This is a genomic window from Plantactinospora sonchi (assembly GCF_036422035.1).
Taxonomy (GTDB): Bacteria; Actinomycetota; Actinomycetes; order Mycobacteriales; family Micromonosporaceae; genus Plantactinospora; species Plantactinospora sonchi.
This window is the reverse complement of the sequence record NZ_JAZGQK010000001.1, coordinates 53,471-71,692: the sequence shown is the minus strand read 5'-3', so window position 1 is coordinate 71,692 and position 18,222 is coordinate 53,471. Positions and strand designations below refer to the sequence as shown.

General features: G+C 72.5%; 13 protein-coding genes. 6 read left to right on the top strand and 7 right to left on the bottom strand.

Annotation, left to right across the window (positions count from 1 at the left end):
- Positions 1-169 precede the first annotated feature (169 nt).
- Positions 170-685 carry an NUDIX hydrolase gene (locus V1633_RS00330; protein ID WP_331212044.1) on the top strand — a complete coding sequence of 172 codons (516 nt, stop codon included), beginning with the start codon at positions 170-172 and terminating at the stop codon, positions 683-685.
- A 151-nt stretch (positions 686-836) separates the two neighbouring features.
- Positions 837-1,349, top strand: a complete 513-nt coding sequence (locus tag V1633_RS00325; RefSeq protein WP_331212043.1) for a GNAT family N-acetyltransferase — start codon at positions 837-839, stop codon at positions 1,347-1,349.
- 12 nt (positions 1,350-1,361) lie between these two features.
- Here the strand turns inward: V1633_RS00325 and V1633_RS00320 are convergent, their stop codons facing one another.
- Genes V1633_RS00320 through V1633_RS00310 form a run of 3 tightly spaced genes read right to left on the bottom strand, consistent with a single transcriptional unit; the run spans position 1,362 to position 4,542 of the window.
- Positions 1,362-2,348 (bottom strand): zinc-binding dehydrogenase, encoded by a 987-nt coding sequence (locus V1633_RS00320; protein ID WP_331212042.1) that lies wholly within the window; start codon positions 2,346-2,348, stop codon positions 1,362-1,364.
- Between the two features lie 32 nt (positions 2,349-2,380).
- Entirely contained in the window at positions 2,381-3,901 is a 1,521-nt protein-coding gene (locus tag V1633_RS00315; RefSeq protein ID WP_331212041.1) for a DHA2 family efflux MFS transporter permease subunit, read from the bottom strand.
- A gap of 5 nt (positions 3,902-3,906) precedes the next feature.
- Complete coding sequence (locus V1633_RS00310; RefSeq protein WP_331212040.1) at positions 3,907-4,542, bottom strand: NADPH-dependent FMN reductase; 636 nt, start codon at positions 4,540-4,542, stop codon at positions 3,907-3,909.
- A gap of 123 nt (positions 4,543-4,665) precedes the next feature.
- Here V1633_RS00310 and V1633_RS00305 point away from each other — a divergent pair, with 123 nt between their 5' ends.
- Positions 4,666-5,352 carry a TetR/AcrR family transcriptional regulator gene (locus tag V1633_RS00305; RefSeq protein WP_331212039.1) on the top strand — a complete coding sequence of 229 codons (687 nt, stop codon included), beginning with the start codon at positions 4,666-4,668 and terminating at the stop codon, positions 5,350-5,352.
- Between the two features lie 6 nt (positions 5,353-5,358).
- On the opposite strand, the gene V1633_RS00300 is transcribed toward V1633_RS00305, so the two are convergent.
- The 4 genes from V1633_RS00300 to V1633_RS00285 form a co-directional block, all read right to left on the bottom strand.
- Entirely contained in the window at positions 5,359-6,546 is a 1,188-nt protein-coding gene (locus tag V1633_RS00300) for a winged helix DNA-binding domain-containing protein (protein ID WP_331212038.1), read from the bottom strand.
- 67 nt (positions 6,547-6,613) lie between these two features.
- Positions 6,614-12,166, bottom strand: a complete 5,553-nt coding sequence (gene pulA, locus V1633_RS00295) for a pullulanase-type alpha-1,6-glucosidase (RefSeq protein ID WP_331212037.1) — start codon at positions 12,164-12,166, stop codon at positions 6,614-6,616.
- 289 nt (positions 12,167-12,455) lie between these two features.
- Positions 12,456-13,154 (bottom strand): cellulose binding domain-containing protein, encoded by a 699-nt coding sequence (locus tag V1633_RS00290; RefSeq protein WP_331212036.1) that lies wholly within the window; start codon positions 13,152-13,154, stop codon positions 12,456-12,458.
- Positions 13,151-13,795 (bottom strand): hypothetical protein, encoded by a 645-nt coding sequence (locus V1633_RS00285; RefSeq protein WP_331212035.1) that lies wholly within the window; start codon positions 13,793-13,795, stop codon positions 13,151-13,153. The genes V1633_RS00290 and V1633_RS00285 overlap by 4 nt, the downstream gene beginning before the upstream one ends.
- A 68-nt stretch (positions 13,796-13,863) precedes the next feature.
- Between V1633_RS00285 and V1633_RS00280 the strand changes: the two genes are divergently transcribed.
- The 3 genes from V1633_RS00280 (at position 13,864) to V1633_RS00270 (ending at position 18,189) form a co-directional block, all read left to right on the top strand.
- Positions 13,864-14,034: a hypothetical protein gene (locus V1633_RS00280; RefSeq protein WP_331212034.1), complete on the top strand. Its 171-nt coding sequence runs from the start codon at positions 13,864-13,866 to the stop codon at positions 14,032-14,034.
- Positions 14,035-14,321: 287 nt separating this feature from the next.
- A complete protein-coding gene (locus V1633_RS00275; protein WP_331212033.1) occupies positions 14,322-17,123 on the top strand; it encodes an aconitate hydratase in 2,802 nt (933 codons plus the stop codon).
- A 154-nt stretch (positions 17,124-17,277) separates the two neighbouring features.
- Positions 17,278-18,189: an NADP-dependent oxidoreductase gene (locus V1633_RS00270; protein ID WP_331212032.1), complete on the top strand. Its 912-nt coding sequence runs from the start codon at positions 17,278-17,280 to the stop codon at positions 18,187-18,189.
- Positions 18,190-18,222: the final 33 nt, after the last annotated feature.

Genomic DNA, 18,222 nt, shown 5'->3' with positions numbered 1-18,222 from the left:
CCTCCCGGCAGCTCCCCGACCGGCCGTCTACCCGTTCGGGGGGCGGGCACACCCGGTGTCCGCCGCGTCCCGAGCGCGGCGGATCCTCGGCGTGGTTCACCGGCCAGGTGGCCTGGCCCGGCGGCGAAAATCCGTCGGCGGTCCGGGGTGATCCGGATAACCTGACGCGGTGCCGGAGCCTGAGCCGACGTACCGACGCCGTTCCGCCCGGGTGCTGGTCTTCGACAGGACCGGGCGGGTCCTGCTGCTGCGTTCCCGATTCGGTACCGGCGAGCCGGGCCCGGGAGCCGCGCACTACTGGCTCGTGCCGGGCGGCGGAGTCGACGAGGGCGAGTCACTGGCCCAGGCCGCCGCGCGGGAGTTGCACGAGGAGGTCGGCCTGCTGGTCGCCCCGGGCGCGCTCGGCGTCCCGGTCGCCTACACCACCGGGTACGCGAAGATGAGCTGGGCCGAGGGCGTCTTCCGGGACGACTTCTTCCGGTACCGGGTCGACTCGCATCGGGTGGACACCGACCGGATGGAGACGCTGGAACGCGGTACGTACGCCGGGCACCGCTGGTGGAGTGTCGAGGAACTGGCCGCCACCGACGAGGTCGTCTACCCTCTGGACCTGGTCACCGTGCTGACCGACCTGGTCGCCGACCGGATCCCCGCCCAGCCCGTACGCCTGCCCTGGCACCACTGAGCCAGGGCGGCCAGGTCAGCGCACAGGTCGGGTGTCAGGATCAGCGGACGGTGCGGTGGGGAGCCCCGATGGACGGACGGCACGTGGCTGGCCGGGCTGAGCGGGGCTGAATCGCGTCGCGCCGACCCGGGGTCGGGTGCAGCATGGGCAGATGTCGCCCATCACCGTACGGCCGCTGCTGCCGGCCGACGTCGACCTGCTCCCAGCGGCGTTCGCCGAGGTCAACTGGCCCGGCAAGACCGCCGACCAGTACCGGCGTTATCTCGCCGAGCAGGCCGTTGGCACCCGGTCGGTGCTGGTCGCGTCGCTGGACGGCAGCTTCGCCGGGTACCTGACGGTGGCCTGGCAGAGCGGCTATGCCCCGTTCCGCTCGGCCGGCGTTCCGGAGATCCAGGACCTGAACGTGCTGCCACGGTTCCGGCGCCGACGTGTCGCCTGGACCCTGATGGACCAGGCCGAGGAGCTGGTCGCGGAGCGGAGTGCCACCGCCGGGATCGGCGTCGGGCTGTACGTCAACTACTCCGCCGCCCACCTGATGTACCTGCGACGCGGCTACCTGCCGGACGGCCGGGGCGTGACGTACCGGGGCAGCGTCGCCCTGCCCGGCACCCCCGTACGCGTCGACGACGACCTCGTGCTCATGCTGATCCGTCGCCTGCGGTGACCCGGCGGCGGCTCACCGCTGTGGAACGAGGATGACCTTGCCTGTCGCACGCCGATTCTCCAGGTCTGCGTGCGCGTCCCCGGCACGGCTGAGGGGATACCGGGTGACCAGCGGTGTGAGTACGCCGTCTGCGGCGGCACGGATGGCCCGGGCCTGGAGATGGTGCATGGTGCCGGCCCGCCGCAGCAGTTGTGGCCCGAGTGCCCAGGTGACGGTGCCGGCCCGCGCGATGATGTCGTCGGTGGTGAGGCGGGTGGCGGTGCCCGAAGCCCAGCCGTGCAGGACAAAAGTGCCGCCGGGGGCGAGCAGGTCGAATGCCTGGCGGCCCCAGGTCCCACCGACACCGTCGAAGACGACGTCCACGTGCCGTCCGCTGCCGAGAGCTGTCCGCACCGCGTCCGGCCAGTGCCGGTTCCGGTAGTCGACGGCGATGTCGGCCCCCGACGACCTGGCCTGCCTGACCTTCTCCGGTCCACCGGCCAGGCCGACGACGACGGTGCCCTGACGACGTAGGGCCTGCACGAGCAGGGCGCCGACGCCACCGGCCGCCGAGCTGACCAGGGCGACCTCCCCGGGGGCGGGTTGCGCGATGTCGAGCAGTCCGAGCGCGGTGGCGCCGGTGGTGACCATCGCCACGGCGGTCTCGGCGTCCAGGTGCCCGGGCAGGTCGTGGAGGGCGTCGATCGCGACCACCGCCTGCTCGGCGTAGCCACCGTGGGACGCGAGCGTGCCCACCACCGCGCGGCCCAGCCAGCTGTCGTCGACGTCCGGCCCGACCGCGTTCACCACCCCGGCGACCTCACCGCCAAGGACGACCGGCAACACCGGGGCGGGATGGGGCCCGACCGCACGCCCGGTCCGCAACGTGGTCTCGATGAGGTGGACGCCGCTGGCCCACACGTCGACGCGGACCGCTCCCCGGCCGGGCACCGGTACGGCGGTGCGCTCGTACCGAAGGTTTCCGGGGGGTCCGAACTCGTGCAGTCGTACCGCGTACATGGAGGGTGTGCCTTTCTGGAGAGGCGACGGGTTCAGGCCGGGTCGGGTGGGCGCGGGGTGGTCGTCGGGGCCGACGCCGGTGCCGCGTCCGCGCGTCGGCCCGGCAGCAGCGCCGCCGGTAGCGCCGCCAGGGCCAGCAGGGTCACCGCCCACCAGTAGGTGTGCTGGAACGCGGGCGCCGACCGCGGCCCGTCCCCGGTACGCGCCGCGTTCGAGGCGAGCACCACCGACAGCAGTGCCGTCCCGATCGAGACGCCCACCTGGGAGCCGATGTTCAGCAGGGTGCTGCCCGACGGCACGTCCTCGGCGGCCAGTTCCCGGGTGGCCGTCGTGTTCGCCGGCATCATCACCATGCCGACGCCGACCCCTGTCACCAGCAGCGCCGCCACCAACCTCCAGTACGGCGTCTCCGGCCCGACCTGCACCGCGAACAGCGACAGACCGCACGCGGCGATCACGATGCCGGAGAGGACCATCAGCCGCGGGGAGACCCGGTCGACCCGGCGGGTGGCGATCTGCATCGAGACGCCGACGGCGACGGCCAGGGGTACGCCCAGCAGACCCGACTCGGTGGCGCCGAGCCCGCGTGCCGTCTGGTAGTACATCGGCGCCAGCAGCATGGAGCCGAAGTATCCGGCGGGAAACAGCACCATGGCGCTGAAACCGGCGGCGAAGGACCGGTTGCGCAGCAGGCGCAACCGCAGCAGCGGGGCGCGGGCGGCCAGGCCGCGGGCGACGAACGCTATGGTCAGCAGCAGTCCGGCAACGGTGGGCAGCAGCGACTGCGGTGTGCTGAGGTCGCCGCGTTCGCCGCCGGTGGACAGTCCGTAGATCAGCAGGGCCAGTCCCGGGGACAGGGTCAGCAGGCCCAGCAGGTCCAACCGGCGGACCGGCTGCGGCTCGTCCTGCCGGAGCAGCCGCGCCGCGAGTGCCAGCGCCAGCGCGCCGACGGGCAGGTTGACCAGGAAGATCCAGTGCCAGGACGCGGTGTCGACGAGCCAGCCACCCAGGATCGGTCCGCTCACCGGGCCGATCAGCACCGGGATGCCGAGCAGGGCCATCGCCCTGCCCATCCGTTTCCGGTCGGCGGCCCGGATGACCATCGCCATGCCGACCGGCACCAACAGGCCGCCGCCGAGCCCCTGCACGATCCGGAACAGCACCAGCGTCTCGATGTTCCAGGACAGCGCGGCCAGTCCGGAGCCGGTGGTGAACAGGGTTATGGCGGTCAGGTAGGTCCGTTTCGCACCGAAGCGCGACATGGCCCAGGCGGCCGCCGGGATCACGGCGGCCAGGGCGAGGGTGTACCCGGTGGCGACCCATTGGACGGTGGCGAGCGGCGCGTCGAACACCACCGCCAGCGGGTGCAGCGCGACGTTGACGATCGTGACGTCCAGTACGGCCATGATCGAGCCGATCACGACGACGGTGAGCACCCTGGCCAGGTCCCGGGAGGCTCCGCTGGCGCGGTGGGCGGTGGAGCCGTTGGTCCGGGCCAGACCGCTCTTCCCGGTGGAGCCGCCGGCTCCGGTGAGGCCCGCGATGCCAGACACGACCCTCACTCGCCGTACGAGCGCTTCGCGCGAGCGGTACGCAGTGCACGCCCCCACCACACGAACTGGTCGACCATGCCCTTCGCGGCCCCCTCGCACACCGACGCGTCCTGTGGAGTGCCGTCCTCCCCCAGCGCCGACCAGGGCCCGTGCAGGCTGACCGAGTCGCGCACCGTCATGGCGTGCAGTTCGGCGAAGACCAGCCGTAGCTGCTCGACCGCCCGGAGACCGCCGCCCAGCCCTCCGTACGAGACAAAGCCGACCGGCTTGGCCTGCCACTGGACGTAGTGCCAGTCGATGAGGTTCTTCAGGGCGGCCGGGAAGCTGTGGTTGTACTCGGGGGTGACGACGACGAATGCCTCGGCGGCGGCCAGCCGGGAGCTGACGTCGGCGATGGCGACCTGGATCGCCGGCGCGGGCGCGGGCAGGCCGTCCCAGCCGGGCATGGCCACCGGGAGGGCCAGGTCGGCGACGTCGATGACGTCGAGCTCGATGTCGGTGCGGCCGCCGACATGGCGGGTGAACCATTCGGCGACGGACGGGCCGACGCGGCCGCCGCGAGCGCTGCCGACGATGACGGCGACCCGGAGTGCGGCGTCCTCGGCCGTTGCCGGGTCGATGGTTCGGGTGGGGTCGGGCATGGCTGTCCCTCGATTCCTCGCGGCCTCGGTGCGGTTCGTGACGCGTCCGGTAAACTACAACGATCGTTGTAGAGATTACAACCGTCGTTGTACTGTGACGGACGGCACTCAGGAGCGGTGGCGATGACCAGCACGGAATCCAGGGACGACACGGGTGCGACCCGGCCACGGCGGGGACGCGGAGACAAGGCGACGGCGATCGCGCACGCCGCGTGCGAGGTCTTCGGGCGGGACGGCTACACCCGGGCCAGCATCGACACGATCGCCGCCGAGGCCGGCGCCTCCACCCGTACGCTCTACAACCACTTCCCCGGCGGGAAGGCGGAGCTGTTCCGCTCTGTCATGCGGTGGAGCGCGGGGCGGGTCCGGGACGAGCAACTCGCCCGGCTGCGCAAGCACCTGGATCCGGAGCGTCCGCCGCGACCCGAGGATCTTGAGCGGGACCTGCTGGCCCTGGCCCGCGCATGGGTCGCCCTGATGACGGACTTCCGTGATCACTTCTCGCTGGTCCGGCACATCCACGGGGAGGCCGGGCATGTCCCGACCGAGGTACTCGACGCCTGGCAGGAGGCCGGGCCGCGCGCCGTCGCCCGCGAGTTGGCCGCGGTCATGGCCGCGCTGGCCGACCACGGCCTGCTCGACGTACACGGCGATCCGCGCCAGGCCGGGACCCACTTCATGGTCCTGATCTCGACAGACATCGTGCACCGCTCCTACTGGGGCGTCGCTCCGCTGGCACCGGAAGAGACCGATCGGATCACGGCCGCGGGGGTGCGGGCCTTCCTGCGGGCGTACGGAGTCGCGGACTGACCCGGCTCAGTCCGGGAACGCGCCGATCCGTACCCGCCGACTGTCGCCGTCGGAGAGGAACGACGCCAGGGCCTCCGCCTGCTCGGCCACGCTCTCCTGGTCGGTCCGGCAGAGGCGGCGCAGCGGCATGACGGTCACCGTGCCGGCCTCGACGGTCCAGGTCGCGGAGACCCGGCCGTCGACCAGGACAACCCGGGCGCTGGCAACCGACAGGCCCCGGTGGGCGTCGTCGATGATCCGGCTCCGGTCGTGGTAGCCGAGGATCGTGTTGTCGAACGCCGGCAGGAACCGTACCGGGGCGGGTGTGTCGGGGTCGGGGCGCGGCGCGTCGGGCAGGTCGAGCAGCTCGCGGCCCTGCTCGTCGCGGAAGCTCACCAGTTCCGCGCGGATCGCGGCCACCGCCGCCGGCAGTCCGGCAAGGCCGGACCAGGCGCGCAGGTCGGCCACGGAGGCGGGCCCGAACGCGGCCAGGTAGCGCCGCGCCAGTGCCGCGCCGACCGGGTCGGAACCGTCCGGGGCAGCCGGGTCGACCTCCCGCCCCAGCCACGAGGAGACCAGCGCGTTCTTCACTCCGGCCTTCGTCCGCCACAGTCCGCGCGGCGGGAGTTGCACGACCGGGATCAGCGCGGCGAGCAGCATCTCGCCCAGGGCGCGAGGTCCGGGCGCCGGCCAGCGCTCGGCCAACTCCCGGGCGAGTTCGGGCATCGAGCGTGGCTGGTTGTCGGTCATCACCGCCCGGCCCGCCGCCGCGAGTTCGTCGAGGTCCACCCCGGCGAGTTCCTGGCGGTAGGTGCCGAGCACCCGCTGGCGCAGCATGCTGTCGTGGCGGGCCCGCCAGGCGAGGAGGTCGTCGGCGGTGACGAGGTGGACGGTACGGCGCATCAGGTGGACCCGCACCACGCTCCGCCGGGTCAGCAGGTCGGAGAGCGCCCGCGGGTCGAACCCGCGCAGCCGCGACCAGAGGCCGACGAACGGTTCCTGCGGTTCCTGCGCCTGCAGGCCGCACAGGTGCGCGACGGCGTCGCGCACGGGTACGTCGGCGCGGTCGAGCAGCAGTTGCCGGGCGAGGGTCGCCCGGTTGAGCGCCCGGGTGTCGAGCACCGTCGTCGTGGTGGTGCCGCCCGACCGGAGGGTCCGGGAGGCACGGTCGCGGCCGGGCGTACCGGCCCTGCGGGCGTTGTCGGTCACTGGCACCCGACAACTCTCGCAGGAGAAGCGGCCAGATTCTGACCGCTTCTCACCACGACCGCGGCATCGCGGTTCACCGAGGCTCGACGTACACCGCGATGCTGCGGGGCGGGACGGTGAACGTACCGGTGGCCCGGTCGAAGGAGGCGGTCCGGAGCACCGGGTCGGCCGATTCGCGCAGCACCGGATGCAGGAGCACCTCCGCTGCCCGCAGCCCCGGCACGGTCTGGGTCGCGGCCGTCGGGGTGGCGTTGAAGACCACGGTCACCGAGCGCCACCGCCGGTCCAGCCCGGCCCCGTCGAGCCGCATCGTGATCACCCCCGGCGTCTCCCCCACCCCCGACAGCGGGAACGACACCCGACGCTGCACCTGCGCCGCGTCGGCCAGCCCGAAGACCGGCGACGAGGCCCGGATCCGGAGCAGTTCCCGGTAGCGGGCGTCGGCCAGCTCCACCGCCGCGCAGTCCGGTACGAGTCCCGGGTCGGCGAGCAGCGGGCGGGCGTACGGCCACTTGTCCTGGTTGTCGGCGGCCGGCGGCAGACCGACGCCGAACCCGTTGCCCTGCGTACAGTCCCAGCGGATCTGGTTGAACCAGTCCCCGCTGTTGTACGAGTTCCGGTCCAGCGACTTCGAGCGGAGCCGCTCGCTGCCCGCCGTCACGAAACCGGTCCCCTGGCCCAGCACCGCCGTGCCGAGCGAGAGCACCTGCATCCGGGCCCGGTCCTCCGCCGACGTCCCGGCCGGCAGCTTGTACGCCAACGCGTCGTACAGGATCTCGTTGTCGTGCGCGTCGACGTAGCTGACCGCCTCCCCCGGCGCGGCCGTGTAGCCGGCCGGCGCGCCGTTGTAGTCGACGTCCGACCCGGTCACCGTCTCGCCGGAGGACGCCACGAACCGGTAGCCGGCGAGATTGCCGACCAGCCCGACCTTGATCTGGTCCTGCTGGTGCAGCAGCCGCGCCCGCTGCTGCTCGACGTCGCCGTTGACCGGGTCGCCGTTCGGGTCGGTGAACAGGCCCGATCCGAAGCCCTGCAGCCGGGGGTTGGCGTCGAAGGGCCCGCCACCGCGTACCGCGTCCCGGAGCCGGTCGTTGAAGGTGCCGATCCCCGTGCCGGCCATGTTCGCCTGGGTCGCCTGGGTGAACCGGACGTCGCCGGCGACCTCACCGAAGTCCCAGCCCTCGCCGTAGAGCAGGACCGCGCTGCCGTCGACACCGTCCCGGGCGAGGGTCAACCGGTCCAGGGCGGCCCGGACGGCGAGCAGGTTCGCCTTCGGGTGATGCCCCATCAGGTCGAACCGGAAGCCGTCGACCTTGTACGCCTTCGCCCAGGTGACGACCGAGTCGACCACCAGTTTGCCCATCATCATGTGTTCCGGGGCGGTGTTGGCGCAGCAGGTCGAGGTGGCCAGGGTGCCGTCGTCGAGCAGCCGGTGGTAGTAGCCGGGCACGATCTGGTCCAGTACCGACTTCGGGTCGGTACCGGCCGCCGAGGTGTGGTTGTAGACCACGTCCAGCACCACCCGCAGCCCGGCGTTGTTGATCCCGGCGACCATCTGCCGGAACTCGGTCGTCCGACGGTCCGGGTCGACGGCGTACCCGCCCTCCGGGACGGTGTAGTGCAGTGGGTCGTACCCCCAGTTGTAGCCGTCGGTGTCGCGGACCGCGCCGACGCACTCCTGCTGCCGGTCGGAATCCGGAGGCAGCGCGGCCAGGTCGCAGGCCGGCACCGCCTGGTCGGCCCGGCGTTCCGGGATGGTCGCGAAGTCGAAGGTCGGCAGCAGGTGCAGGTGGGTGACCCCGGCGTCGGCCAGGCCGCGCAGGTGCCGCATCCCGGTGGTCGCCGGGTCGGTGAACGCCAGGTACGTCCCCCGGCGCTCCGCCGGCACCGAGGCGTCCGCGATCGAGAAGTCCCGGACCGAGACCTCCTGGATCTGGGTACGCCCCGCCGACACCGCCACCGGCTTCCGTTGCGTCGCCCAGCCGGCCGGCGCGGTCGCCGCGTCCGCCGGGTCGACGAGCCGGCTGTGCGTGGAGTCGACCGCCAGCGCCAGCGAGTACGGGTCGGTGACGGCGGCGGTGACGATCCGCTGCGCGGCCGGCTGCCACACCTCGACCCGGTACCGGTAGTAGCGGCCGAGCCAGTCCCGGTCACCACGTACCGACCAGACTCCGGTCCGGTCGTCCCGACGCATCACCACCGTCTCCGACGGCGTGGCGGTCGGCGAGTCGTACAGTTCCAGCGCCACGCTGCGGGCGGTCGGCGCCCAGAGCGCCAGGCCGGGCCGACCGCCGTCGAACGTCGGGCCGAGCCGGGCCTGGGCCGCCGCCGGATAGGCGTCGTCCAGCACGCCCGGGACCTGCACCCCGGTCGCGCCGAGCAGCGCCCCGGTGTGGTCCCGTTCGGTCAGCACCAGTTGGCCGCGCAGTGCCGCCGGCACCGAGGCCAGGTCGCGCGGGTCGAGCCGCAGCGCGGTGTACTGCCACAGGTGCGGGAACCTCGCCCGCTGGGCCTCGGTCAGCCCGTTGCGCTCGACCCGCAACGGCAGTTCGGTGTACGTCCCGGTCAGCTCACCATCGACGATGGCGAGGCCGCCGTCCGGGGCGGTGACCAGGGCGTAGCGCCGCCCGTCGGTCGGCTGGCCCGGTGGCTTGGCCACCGTGGACCGGTCGATCCAGTGCGCCCGCCGCTTTCCGATGTCCAGGTCCGGCGCAACGCTGCCGGTCGCCGGCAGCAGCCGACCCGGGGTGGCGGCGAGCAGCCACACCTCCCGTCCGGCGCTGGCGAAGTCGAGCCGCTGGTCGTCCGGGAGGTCCTTGGTGTCGCCCCGGTGCAGGATGTAGCTGAGTCCGGTCGCCCCGGCCGCCAGCGGCACCCGGAAGGTGAGACCGAAGGCGTCCCGGCCGGTGGGCGGCAACGGATCCGACCAGTCGGCGGGATCGGCGGCACCGTCCCAGACGTGCAGCCCCCAACCGTCGTAGTCGCCGTCCGGCCGGTGGTGGTGCAGGACCGCGGTGCCCTCCTCGGCCGGCGGGTCCGGTTCCCCGGTCGCCGCCTGCCGGGACGGGTACACCGTCGGGTCGCCCTGCTTGAGCCAGACCTCGCCGGTACGTCGCACGTCGACGGTCCGGTCGACGGCCACGTCCTTGTCGCCGGCGGCGTCGACCACCAGGAAACCGACCGAGGCGGCGCCCGGCTTGAGCTTCACCCAGGCGAACCGGCCGTAGGAGTCCTCCCCCGCGAACGGCTGGCCCTCCGGCCACGGCCGCTGGTACGCCGGATCGACGTCGCCCCAGACGTGCAGCCGCCAGTCGGCGTATCCACCGGCCGGCCGCTGGTAGTGGACCACCAACCAGTCCCGGGCGTCGGCCGGGGGCGGGGTGCCCACGGTCGCCGTCGACCTGGTCGTGGCGGTCCGCCCCGCCGTGTCCCGCACCACCGCCTTGTACTCGATCCGGGCGCCGCCCGGCAACCCGGTCAGGTCGTGGTGGACCCGGTACGGCACCGTGCCGCCCTGGTTACGGGCCTGGCCGAGCAGTGTCCAGTGCCCGCCGTCGACCCTGGCCGCCACCGTGACCGTGGCCAGCGGGTCCCCGGTGACCCGCATGGTCACCCCGGCCCGCCCCGGTACGGCGGCATCCGGTGCCGGGGAGGTGATCCGGACCGTCGGCGCGGCGGCCGGCCGGGCGACCGGCGTTCCGGCCCGGTAGGCGACGGTACCGAGGGCCGGCACGGTCAGGGTGAGTTTTCCTCCGGCGTCGGCCCGGACCGGGTCGCCTCCGCCGTGGACGCCGCCGAAGGTCGCGCCGGCCGACCAGGTGTCCACGGTGACCGTCTGTGGGGTGGTGCTGTTGTTGGCGGCGACGACGTACTCGACCCGCTCGGTGGGGTCGATCCGGGAGAAGGCGAAGACACCGGGACCGTCGGCGGCGTACCGGGTGATCTGGAGGCCGTCGCGCAGGGCCGGGTGCGCCTTGCGCAACGCACCGAGTTCGGCGATCGTCCGGTAGACCGGGTGGCCTCGGTCGTACTGGTCGACGGCGTGGGTCCGGTCGGTGCCGAGCAGGTCGTCGTCGAGGTAGTCGGCGGTCCGGGAGGCGAACATCTCCTGCCGGGCGTCCTTGTCGCCGCCCGGGCCGGTGAAGCCCTGCTCGTCGCCGGAGTAGACCACCGGCTGGCCCCGGGTCAGGAACATCAGCTCGTGGGCGAGCTGGTCCCGGCGCAGGTGGCTGGTCGGGTCGGTGCCGCCGCCGGCGATGAACGAGCCGATCCGGCCCAGGTCGTGGTTGCCGAGGAAGGTGGGGAGCCGGCCGGCGTGGGTGTCCCGGGCGGTGTAGAGGTCGTCCCGGGCGTAGACGTCGGCGAGGGCGCGGGCCGAGCCGCCGCCGGCGACGTAGCCCCGGGCGGCGTCCTGGAAGGTGAAGTCGAGCGTCGCCGGCAGTCCACCCCGGCGGACGTACGTCGAGGCGACCTCCGGATTGCTGTCGTAGACCTCGCCGAACATGAAGAAGTCCGGTTTGCCGGCCCGTCGCGCGGCCTGCTCGACGCCGGCCCGGAACTGCGGCCAGAAGTCCAGGTTGACGTGCTTCGCGGTGTCCAGTCGGAAGCCGTCGACGCCGAGGTCGGTGACCCAGTCGGCGAAGATCTCCGTCATCCCGCGTACCACCTCGGGACGCTCGGTCCAGAGGTCGTCCAGGCCGTGGAAGTCGCCGTACTCGCTGTTCTCGCCGACGAACGTGGAGTCACCCCGGTTGTGGTACATCGTCGGGTCGTTCAGCCAGGCCGGTACCTTCACCCGCCGGTCCGCCCCGGTGGCGAAGGTCGGCGTGTACGGGAACGAGCGGGTGTCGACGCGCGGGAAGGGTCGGCTGCCGTCGGCGTGGTGCCGGTCCTCGAACGGCCGCCCGGCCGCGTCCCGGTACGGCGTGGTCGCCTTGTCCACGTACGAGTAACGGTCCTCGGCGTACCGGATCACGTCGGCGGTGTGGTTGACGATGACGTCGAGATAGATCCGGATGCCCCGCCGGTGTGCCTCCCGGACCAGTTCCCTGAGGTCGTCGTTGGTGCCGAAGTGCGGGTCGACCCGGGTGAAGTCCGTGATCCAGTAGCCGTGGTAGCCGGCCGAGGCGTCCGCCCCGCTGCCCTGCACCGGCCGGTTCTTGAACACCGGCGCCAGCCAGATCGCGGTGGTGCCGAGTCCCTGGATGTAGTCGAGCTTCCGGAGCAGTCCCTTCAGGTCGCCCCCGTGGTAGAACCCCTTGTCGGTCGGGTCGTGGCCGGTGCTGAGCCGGTCGCCAATCAGTCCACCCCGGTCGTTGCCGGGGTCGCCGTTGGCGAACCGGTCGGGCAGCACGAAGTAGAACTGCTCGGCCCGGCCGCCGTCGGTGGTCGGCCGGTCCTCCGCCGCGCGGGTCCCGTCCGCGGCGTGGAGCAGCTCCGCCACCGAGGGTTCCCGCGACCAGCGCGGAGCGCCGGCCTGGTGCGGGGGTACGGGAGCCGAGCCGGTCACGGCGGGGGCGGCGACCGTCCGGCTACCCGCCGCAGGAGCGGCAGCGCCGGTCAGGGTGAGTGCCAGGACCGGGGCGAGCGCGAGCAGGACGGTACGGGGAACCGGCAGCGGCTTCATCGACGGCCTTCCTCTGCGCGTGGACTGGCCCGCACGGTAGTCCTTTGCAGAAAGTCGATGCAAGACCTTGCAGCCTCAGCGCGCAGCATCCACCATCTTGCGCAAGAAACACCGGTCACCGGCCTGACCCGACGGTCGGCCCACTCCGGCGCCCCGGCACCCCTTGGGCGGCGACGCGCCGGCGCCCGACCTCGGAGGAGGGTGCGAGGTGGCGTACCACCTCGGAGGGACAGCTCAGCATCGACGTCTCACCGACGGCCGGGTCCGGCCGCTGCCGGCACCCCGTGGCTCAGCCGAAGGTGCAGGCCACACCGTTCACCGTGCAGAGGGCGGGACGGTCTGTCCGGTCGTCGTGCTCGAACTGGACCCGCAGCGGCACCGAGCCGCCGGCCGGTGCCGGCTGGGCACCGGTGAAGATGTAGGTCTCCCCGGACCGACGCAGCGTCGGTTGTGACGACTCGTCCACCCAGTACGCCCGCAGTCGCCCCACCCCGGACGGGAAGCGCAGCTCGACCGTCCATGACCGGGGCGAGCTGGCCTCGTTGCGGATCCGCACCTCGGCCATGAACATGCCCCGCCAGTCGTTCGTCACCCGGTAGCGGGCGGTGAGCCCGGTCGGCTGGGCGGGAGGGGGGTTCGGTGGCGCACTGGTCGACGGGCGTCCGGCCGGTGTGGTGGGACGGGGCTGCCCCGGACGGGACGGCGTCGCACCGGGGCTGGTCGGGCGGGCGGTCGCCACCGGCGACCGGCTGGTCGGTCCGGCCGACGGGCTCGGACTTCCGGACGCCTCGACGGTGATCTCCGGGGTGGGCGTGTTGCCGGGCACGAACGGGAAGACCGGCTCGGGGGCACTGGCCGGACGCCGGTCGCCGGCGAGGTAGCCGGTGGCGGCGACGAACAGCACGATCATCACCAGCACGCCGGCCATGACGACGATCCAGGGCGCCGCGGCGAGCAGTCGCCAGCGGGACGGTTCGGGCGCGTTCACCGGAGCGGGACCCGGACCGAGATCTCGTCACCGAGCCGTGCGCCGTGCGACAGCTCCAGCTCGTCGCCGCTCCAGAACCGGCCGGGGTCGTACCAGTTCACCCGCCGACCGGCCGGCAGCAGGCCCATCGCCTGGTAGGTGATGGCCACCACCTCGGCGCAGTACGCCGTCTCCAGCGCGACATCCCGGGCCCGCTTTCCGCCCCCGGGAACGCGACCCCGGACCCACCGCCAGGCGAGCTGGGCGGTGGACGGGAAGGGCGTGCCGTCCAGGCGGGCGATGGTACGCAGCACCCCGTTCTCCATCTCGTGATCGGCCGGCGGCTCGAGTTGGCGGAGCCAGGCCCGCTGACCGTACCGGACAGCCCAGACCCGGACCGCATCCCGTAGGTCGTGCAGTTGCACGCCCCGCTGATGGCTGCCCGACCACATGTCCGGCAATGATCGGCCGAGCTCGGCGTGCCACATTAGCGGCGGCAGATCCTCGAGGACCACAGACATTCCGACATGGTTGACCGGACTGTTCGTGGTCAACTGGATCGCCCGATCCGGCACGGTCCGGCCCCGGAAGACCCACACGTCGCCGGTACGGGTCAGCTCGACCGCCTCGTCGAGGCTGAGTTCGCTGCTCTGCTCGCCCACTGCCCCCACCTCGGTACGACACCTCGGCACGCCCACCGCCCTGTGGGCCCGGCGACTACCCTAGGCGGATGCGCTGGTGGAAGGTAATCGGTGTGGCGGGCTTCGTCGGGGTCGCGGCGACCGGGGTGGTGCTGGCCAGGGCCGAGCGGCGGCGCCGGGCGTACACCCCGGAGCAGATCCGGGAGCGGCTCCGGGAGCGGCACGCCCAGGCCCTGACGCCACCGTCCACCGCCGACTAGACGACATCCGCCGCCTCGGCCAGCACCCGCCGCACCGCCTCGACCGGTAGCCCGGAGTCTTTCCACCCCGGCGCGTTCGCCATCACCGTGGGCCAAGGCTTGCGCGAATAGCAAGACGGACGTACGGTTTTATTACAGCGACACTTTGGTAAGGGTTACCTGACCCGGGCCGGCCGGAAGTGGGTAGGAAAGACTCTGGTCAAGGACCGTCCGCCTCGCCCGCCGGTCGCGCGGGCCCGGCCGGGCGGACCCCCGGGTTGGCCGGTGTCGGCCGGGACGAAGACAGCGTGAAGGAGTACGACGTGGCGAGCCTCGACACCTTCGGTGCGAAGAGCCAGCTGCGCGTCGCAGACGCGAGCTACGAGATTTTCAAGATCAGCACGGTGGCCGGGCACGAACGCCTGCCGTACAGCCTCAAGATCCTGCTGGAGAACCTGCTCCGGACCGAGGACGGCGCGAACATCACCGCCGACCACATCCGGCAGCTCGGCGCCTGGGAGCCGACCGCCGACCCCAGCGTGGAGATCCAGTTCACCCCGGCCCGGGTGCTGATGCAGGACTTCACCGGCGTGCCCTGCGTGGTCGACCTGGCCACCATGCGCGAGGCGGTCCGCGACCTCGGCGGCGACCCGACCAAGGTCAACCCGCTCGCCCCGGCCGAGCTGGTCATCGACCACTCGGTCATCGCCGACCTCTTCGGTCGCGAGGACGCCTTCGCCCGCAACGTGGAGCTGGAGTACAGCCGCAACAGGGAGCGTTACCAGTTCCTCCGCTGGGGCCAGACCGCGTTCAACGAGTTCAAGGTCGTGCCGCCCGGCACCGGCATCGTGCACCAGGTCAACATCGAGTACCTGGCCCGGACGATCATGGAGCGCAACGGGCAGGCGTACCCGGACACCGTGGTCGGCACCGACTCGCACACCACGATGGTCAACGGCCTCGGCGTGCTCGGCTGGGGCGTCGGCGGCATCGAGGCCGAGGCCGCGATGCTCGGCCAGCCGGTCAGCATGCTCATCCCCCGGGTCGTCGGCTTCAAGCTGCACGGCGAGATGCCGGCCGGCACCACCGCCACCGACCTGGTGCTGACCATCACCGAGATGCTGCGCAAGCACGGGGTGGTCGGCAAGTTCGTCGAGTTCTACGGCCCCGGCGTCAGCGCGGTGCCGCTGGCGAACCGGGCCACCATCGGCAACATGTCGCCCGAGTACGGCTCCACCGTCGCGATCTTCCCGATCGACGAGGAGACGGTCCGCTACCTCAAGCTGACCGGCCGCACCGAGCAGCAGGTGGCGCTGGTCGAGGCGTACGCCAAGGAGCAGGGCCTCTGGCACGACCCGGCGGCCGAGCCCGACTACAGCGAGCGGCTCGAGCTCGACCTTTCCACCATCGAGCCGTCGCTGGCCGGCCCGAAGCGCCCGCAGGACCGGGTGCCGCTGGGCAACGCCAAGACGCTGTTCCGGTCCGCGCTGGTCGACTACGTCGGTGACGGCGTCACCGCGCACGGCCCGGCCGACGAGGCGAGCGAGGAGTCGTTCCCGGCCAGCGACCCGCCGGCCAACGACGTCAACGACCCGGCCGACGCGCCCCGCGAGCTGATCTCCGCCGCCACCGGCGCCAAGGGCCGGGCCAGCAACCCGGTCCGGGTCACCGGCGACGACGGCAACGAGTACGAGCTCGACCACGGTGCGGTGGTGATCGCCGCCATCACCTCCTGCACCAACACCTCGAACCCGCAGGTGATGATCGGTGCCGCCCTGCTCGCCCGCAACGCCGTCGAACGGGGACTGGCCCGCAAGCCGTGGGTGAAGACCACCCTGGCGCCCGGCTCGAAGGTGGTCATGGACTACTACGAGCGGGCCGGCCTCACCCCGTACCTGGAGAAGCTCGGCTTCCACCTGGTCGGCTACGGCTGCACCACCTGCATCGGCAACTCGGGCCCGCTGCCCGAGGCGGTCTCCGCGGCGGTCAACGAGCACGACCTGTCGGTGGTCTCGGTGCTCTCCGGCAACCGCAACTTCGAGGGCCGGATCAACCCGGACGTCAAGATGAACTACCTGGCCTCGCCGCCGCTGGTCGTGGCGTACGCGCTGGCTGGCACGATGGACATCGACCTGGCCAACGAGCCGCTCGACACCGGCGCCGACGGGCAGCCCGTCTACCTGCGGGACATCTGGCCCGACTCCAGCGAGATCCAGGAAGTGATCACGGCCGCGATCGGCGCCACCGGCTTCGGGGAGGCGTACGCCGACGTCTTCGCCGGTGACCAGCAGTGGCAGTCGCTGCCGACCCCGACCGGCGACACCTTCGCCTGGGACGGTGGGTCGACGTACGTGCGCAAGCCCCCGTACTTCGAGGGCATGGAGCGCGAGCCGGCGGCGGTCACCGACATCAGTGGCGCCCGGGTGCTGGCCAAGCTCGGCGACTCGGTCACCACCGACCACATCTCGCCGGCCGGCTCGATCAAGGCCGACTCGCCGGCCGGCAAGTACCTCGCCGAGCACGGGGTGGCCCGGCACGAGTTCAACTCGTACGGCTCCCGGCGCGGCAACCACGAGGTGATGATCCGGGGCACCTTCGCCAACATCCGGCTCCGCAACCAGCTGGTGCCCGGGGTCGAGGGCGGGTTCACGGTCAACCACCTGACCGGGGAGCAGACCTCGATCTACGACGCCTCGGTCGCGTACCAGGAGGCCGGCATCCCGCTGGTGATCCTGGCCGGTACCGAGTACGGCTCCGGCTCGTCCCGGGACTGGGCCGCCAAGGGCACCATGCTGCTCGGTGTCCGGGCGGTGATCGCCCAGTCGTACGAGCGGATCCACCGGTCGAACCTGATCGGGATGGGCGTGCTGCCGCTGCAGTTCCCGGCCGACACCGACGCGGCGTCACTCGGACTGACCGGCACCGAGACGTTCTCGATCACCGGCGTGACCGCGCTGAACGACGGTCAGATCCCGCGCACCGTCCGGGTGACCACGGACACCGGCGTCGAGTTCGACGCGGTGGTCCGGATCGACACCCCCGGTGAGGCCGACTACTACCGGCACGGCGGCATCCTGCAGTACGTGCTGCGCAAGATGCTGACCAACTGAGTTCCGGCACCACACCAACCGGGCCGGGGTCCGGTTCGCCACACGCGGCGGACCGGACCCCGGCCCGTCGCGGTGGTGCGCCACCGACGGTTGACCTCAACCATGGTCGAGGGAACAGACTCGTGCCCGAACCGACCAGGGAGAGGATCCACGGATGCGCGTAGCGGGTTTCACCGAACACGGCGGACCAGAGGTACTCCGGCTGTTGGAACTGCCCGATCCCGAACCGGGAAGCGGCGAGATCCGGGTCAGGGTCCGGGCGGCGGGCGTCCAGCCGTACGACGCCGCGATCCGGGCCGGCTGGCTCCCACCCGGGCTCTCCCCGGCGCTGCCGACGGTGCCCGGCAACGAGTTCGCCGGAGTCGTCGACAAGCTCGGACCGGACGTCACCGACCTCGTGGTCGGCGCCGAGGTGCTCGGCTTCGGCCGCCTCGGCGCGTACGCCGAGTACCTGGTGATCCCGGCGACCCAGGTCACCGCCAAGCCGCCGGCCATGCCCTGGGAGGTCGCCGGCGGCTTCAGCGCCGGAGCCCAGACGGCGCACATCGCACTGGACGAGTTGGGCGTCGGCGCGGGCGACACGCTGCTGGTGCACGCCGCGGCGGGCGGGGTCGGCACGGTGGCCGTACAGCTCGCGGTGGCGGCCGGCGCGACCGTGCTCGGCACCGGCCGTCCGGAGAACCACGACTACCTGCGTGCGCTCGGCGCGACCCCGGTGGCGTACGGGCCGGGACTGGTCGACCGGGTACGCCAGCTCGCGCCGCACGGGGTGGACGCCGCGTTGGACGGCGCCGGCGGCGATGCCCTGCGCGCCTCGCTCGAACTGGTCGCCGACCGGAAGCGGATCCTGACCCTGACCGAGCACGCCAGGGCCGAGGAGCTGGGTATCCGGGTCACCCGCGACCTCCGCTCCGCCCAGCGGTTGGCCGAACTGGTCGCACTGCACGACCAGGGGCGGCTGCGGATCCACGTGCGCCGCACCCTTCCCCTCGACCGCGCCGCCGAGGCACACCGCGAGCTGGAGACCCGGCACGGCCGGGGCAAGCTGGTGCTCACCATCGACTGACCGCCGTCCGCGCCGGGCGCGCCGTCGACGACG

What these genes read in the sequence shown, in the direction of transcription:
- V1633_RS00270 (WP_331212032.1), top strand. Translation starts at nt 17,278, where the DNA reads ATGCGCGTAGCGGGTTTCACCGAACACGGCGGACCAGAGGTACTCCGG.
- V1633_RS00310 (WP_331212040.1), bottom strand. Translation starts at nt 4,542, where the DNA reads ATGCCCGACCCCACCCGAACCATCGACCCGGCAACGGCCGAGGACGCC.
- V1633_RS00325 (WP_331212043.1), top strand. Translation starts at nt 837, where the DNA reads ATGTCGCCCATCACCGTACGGCCGCTGCTGCCGGCCGACGTCGACCTG.
- V1633_RS00320 (WP_331212042.1), bottom strand. Translation starts at nt 2,348, where the DNA reads ATGTACGCGGTACGACTGCACGAGTTCGGACCCCCCGGAAACCTTCGG.
- pulA (WP_331212037.1), bottom strand. Translation starts at nt 12,166, where the DNA reads ATGAAGCCGCTGCCGGTTCCCCGTACCGTCCTGCTCGCGCTCGCCCCG.
- V1633_RS00280 (WP_331212034.1), top strand. Translation starts at nt 13,864, where the DNA reads ATGCGCTGGTGGAAGGTAATCGGTGTGGCGGGCTTCGTCGGGGTCGCG.
- V1633_RS00305 (WP_331212039.1), top strand. Translation starts at nt 4,666, where the DNA reads ATGACCAGCACGGAATCCAGGGACGACACGGGTGCGACCCGGCCACGG.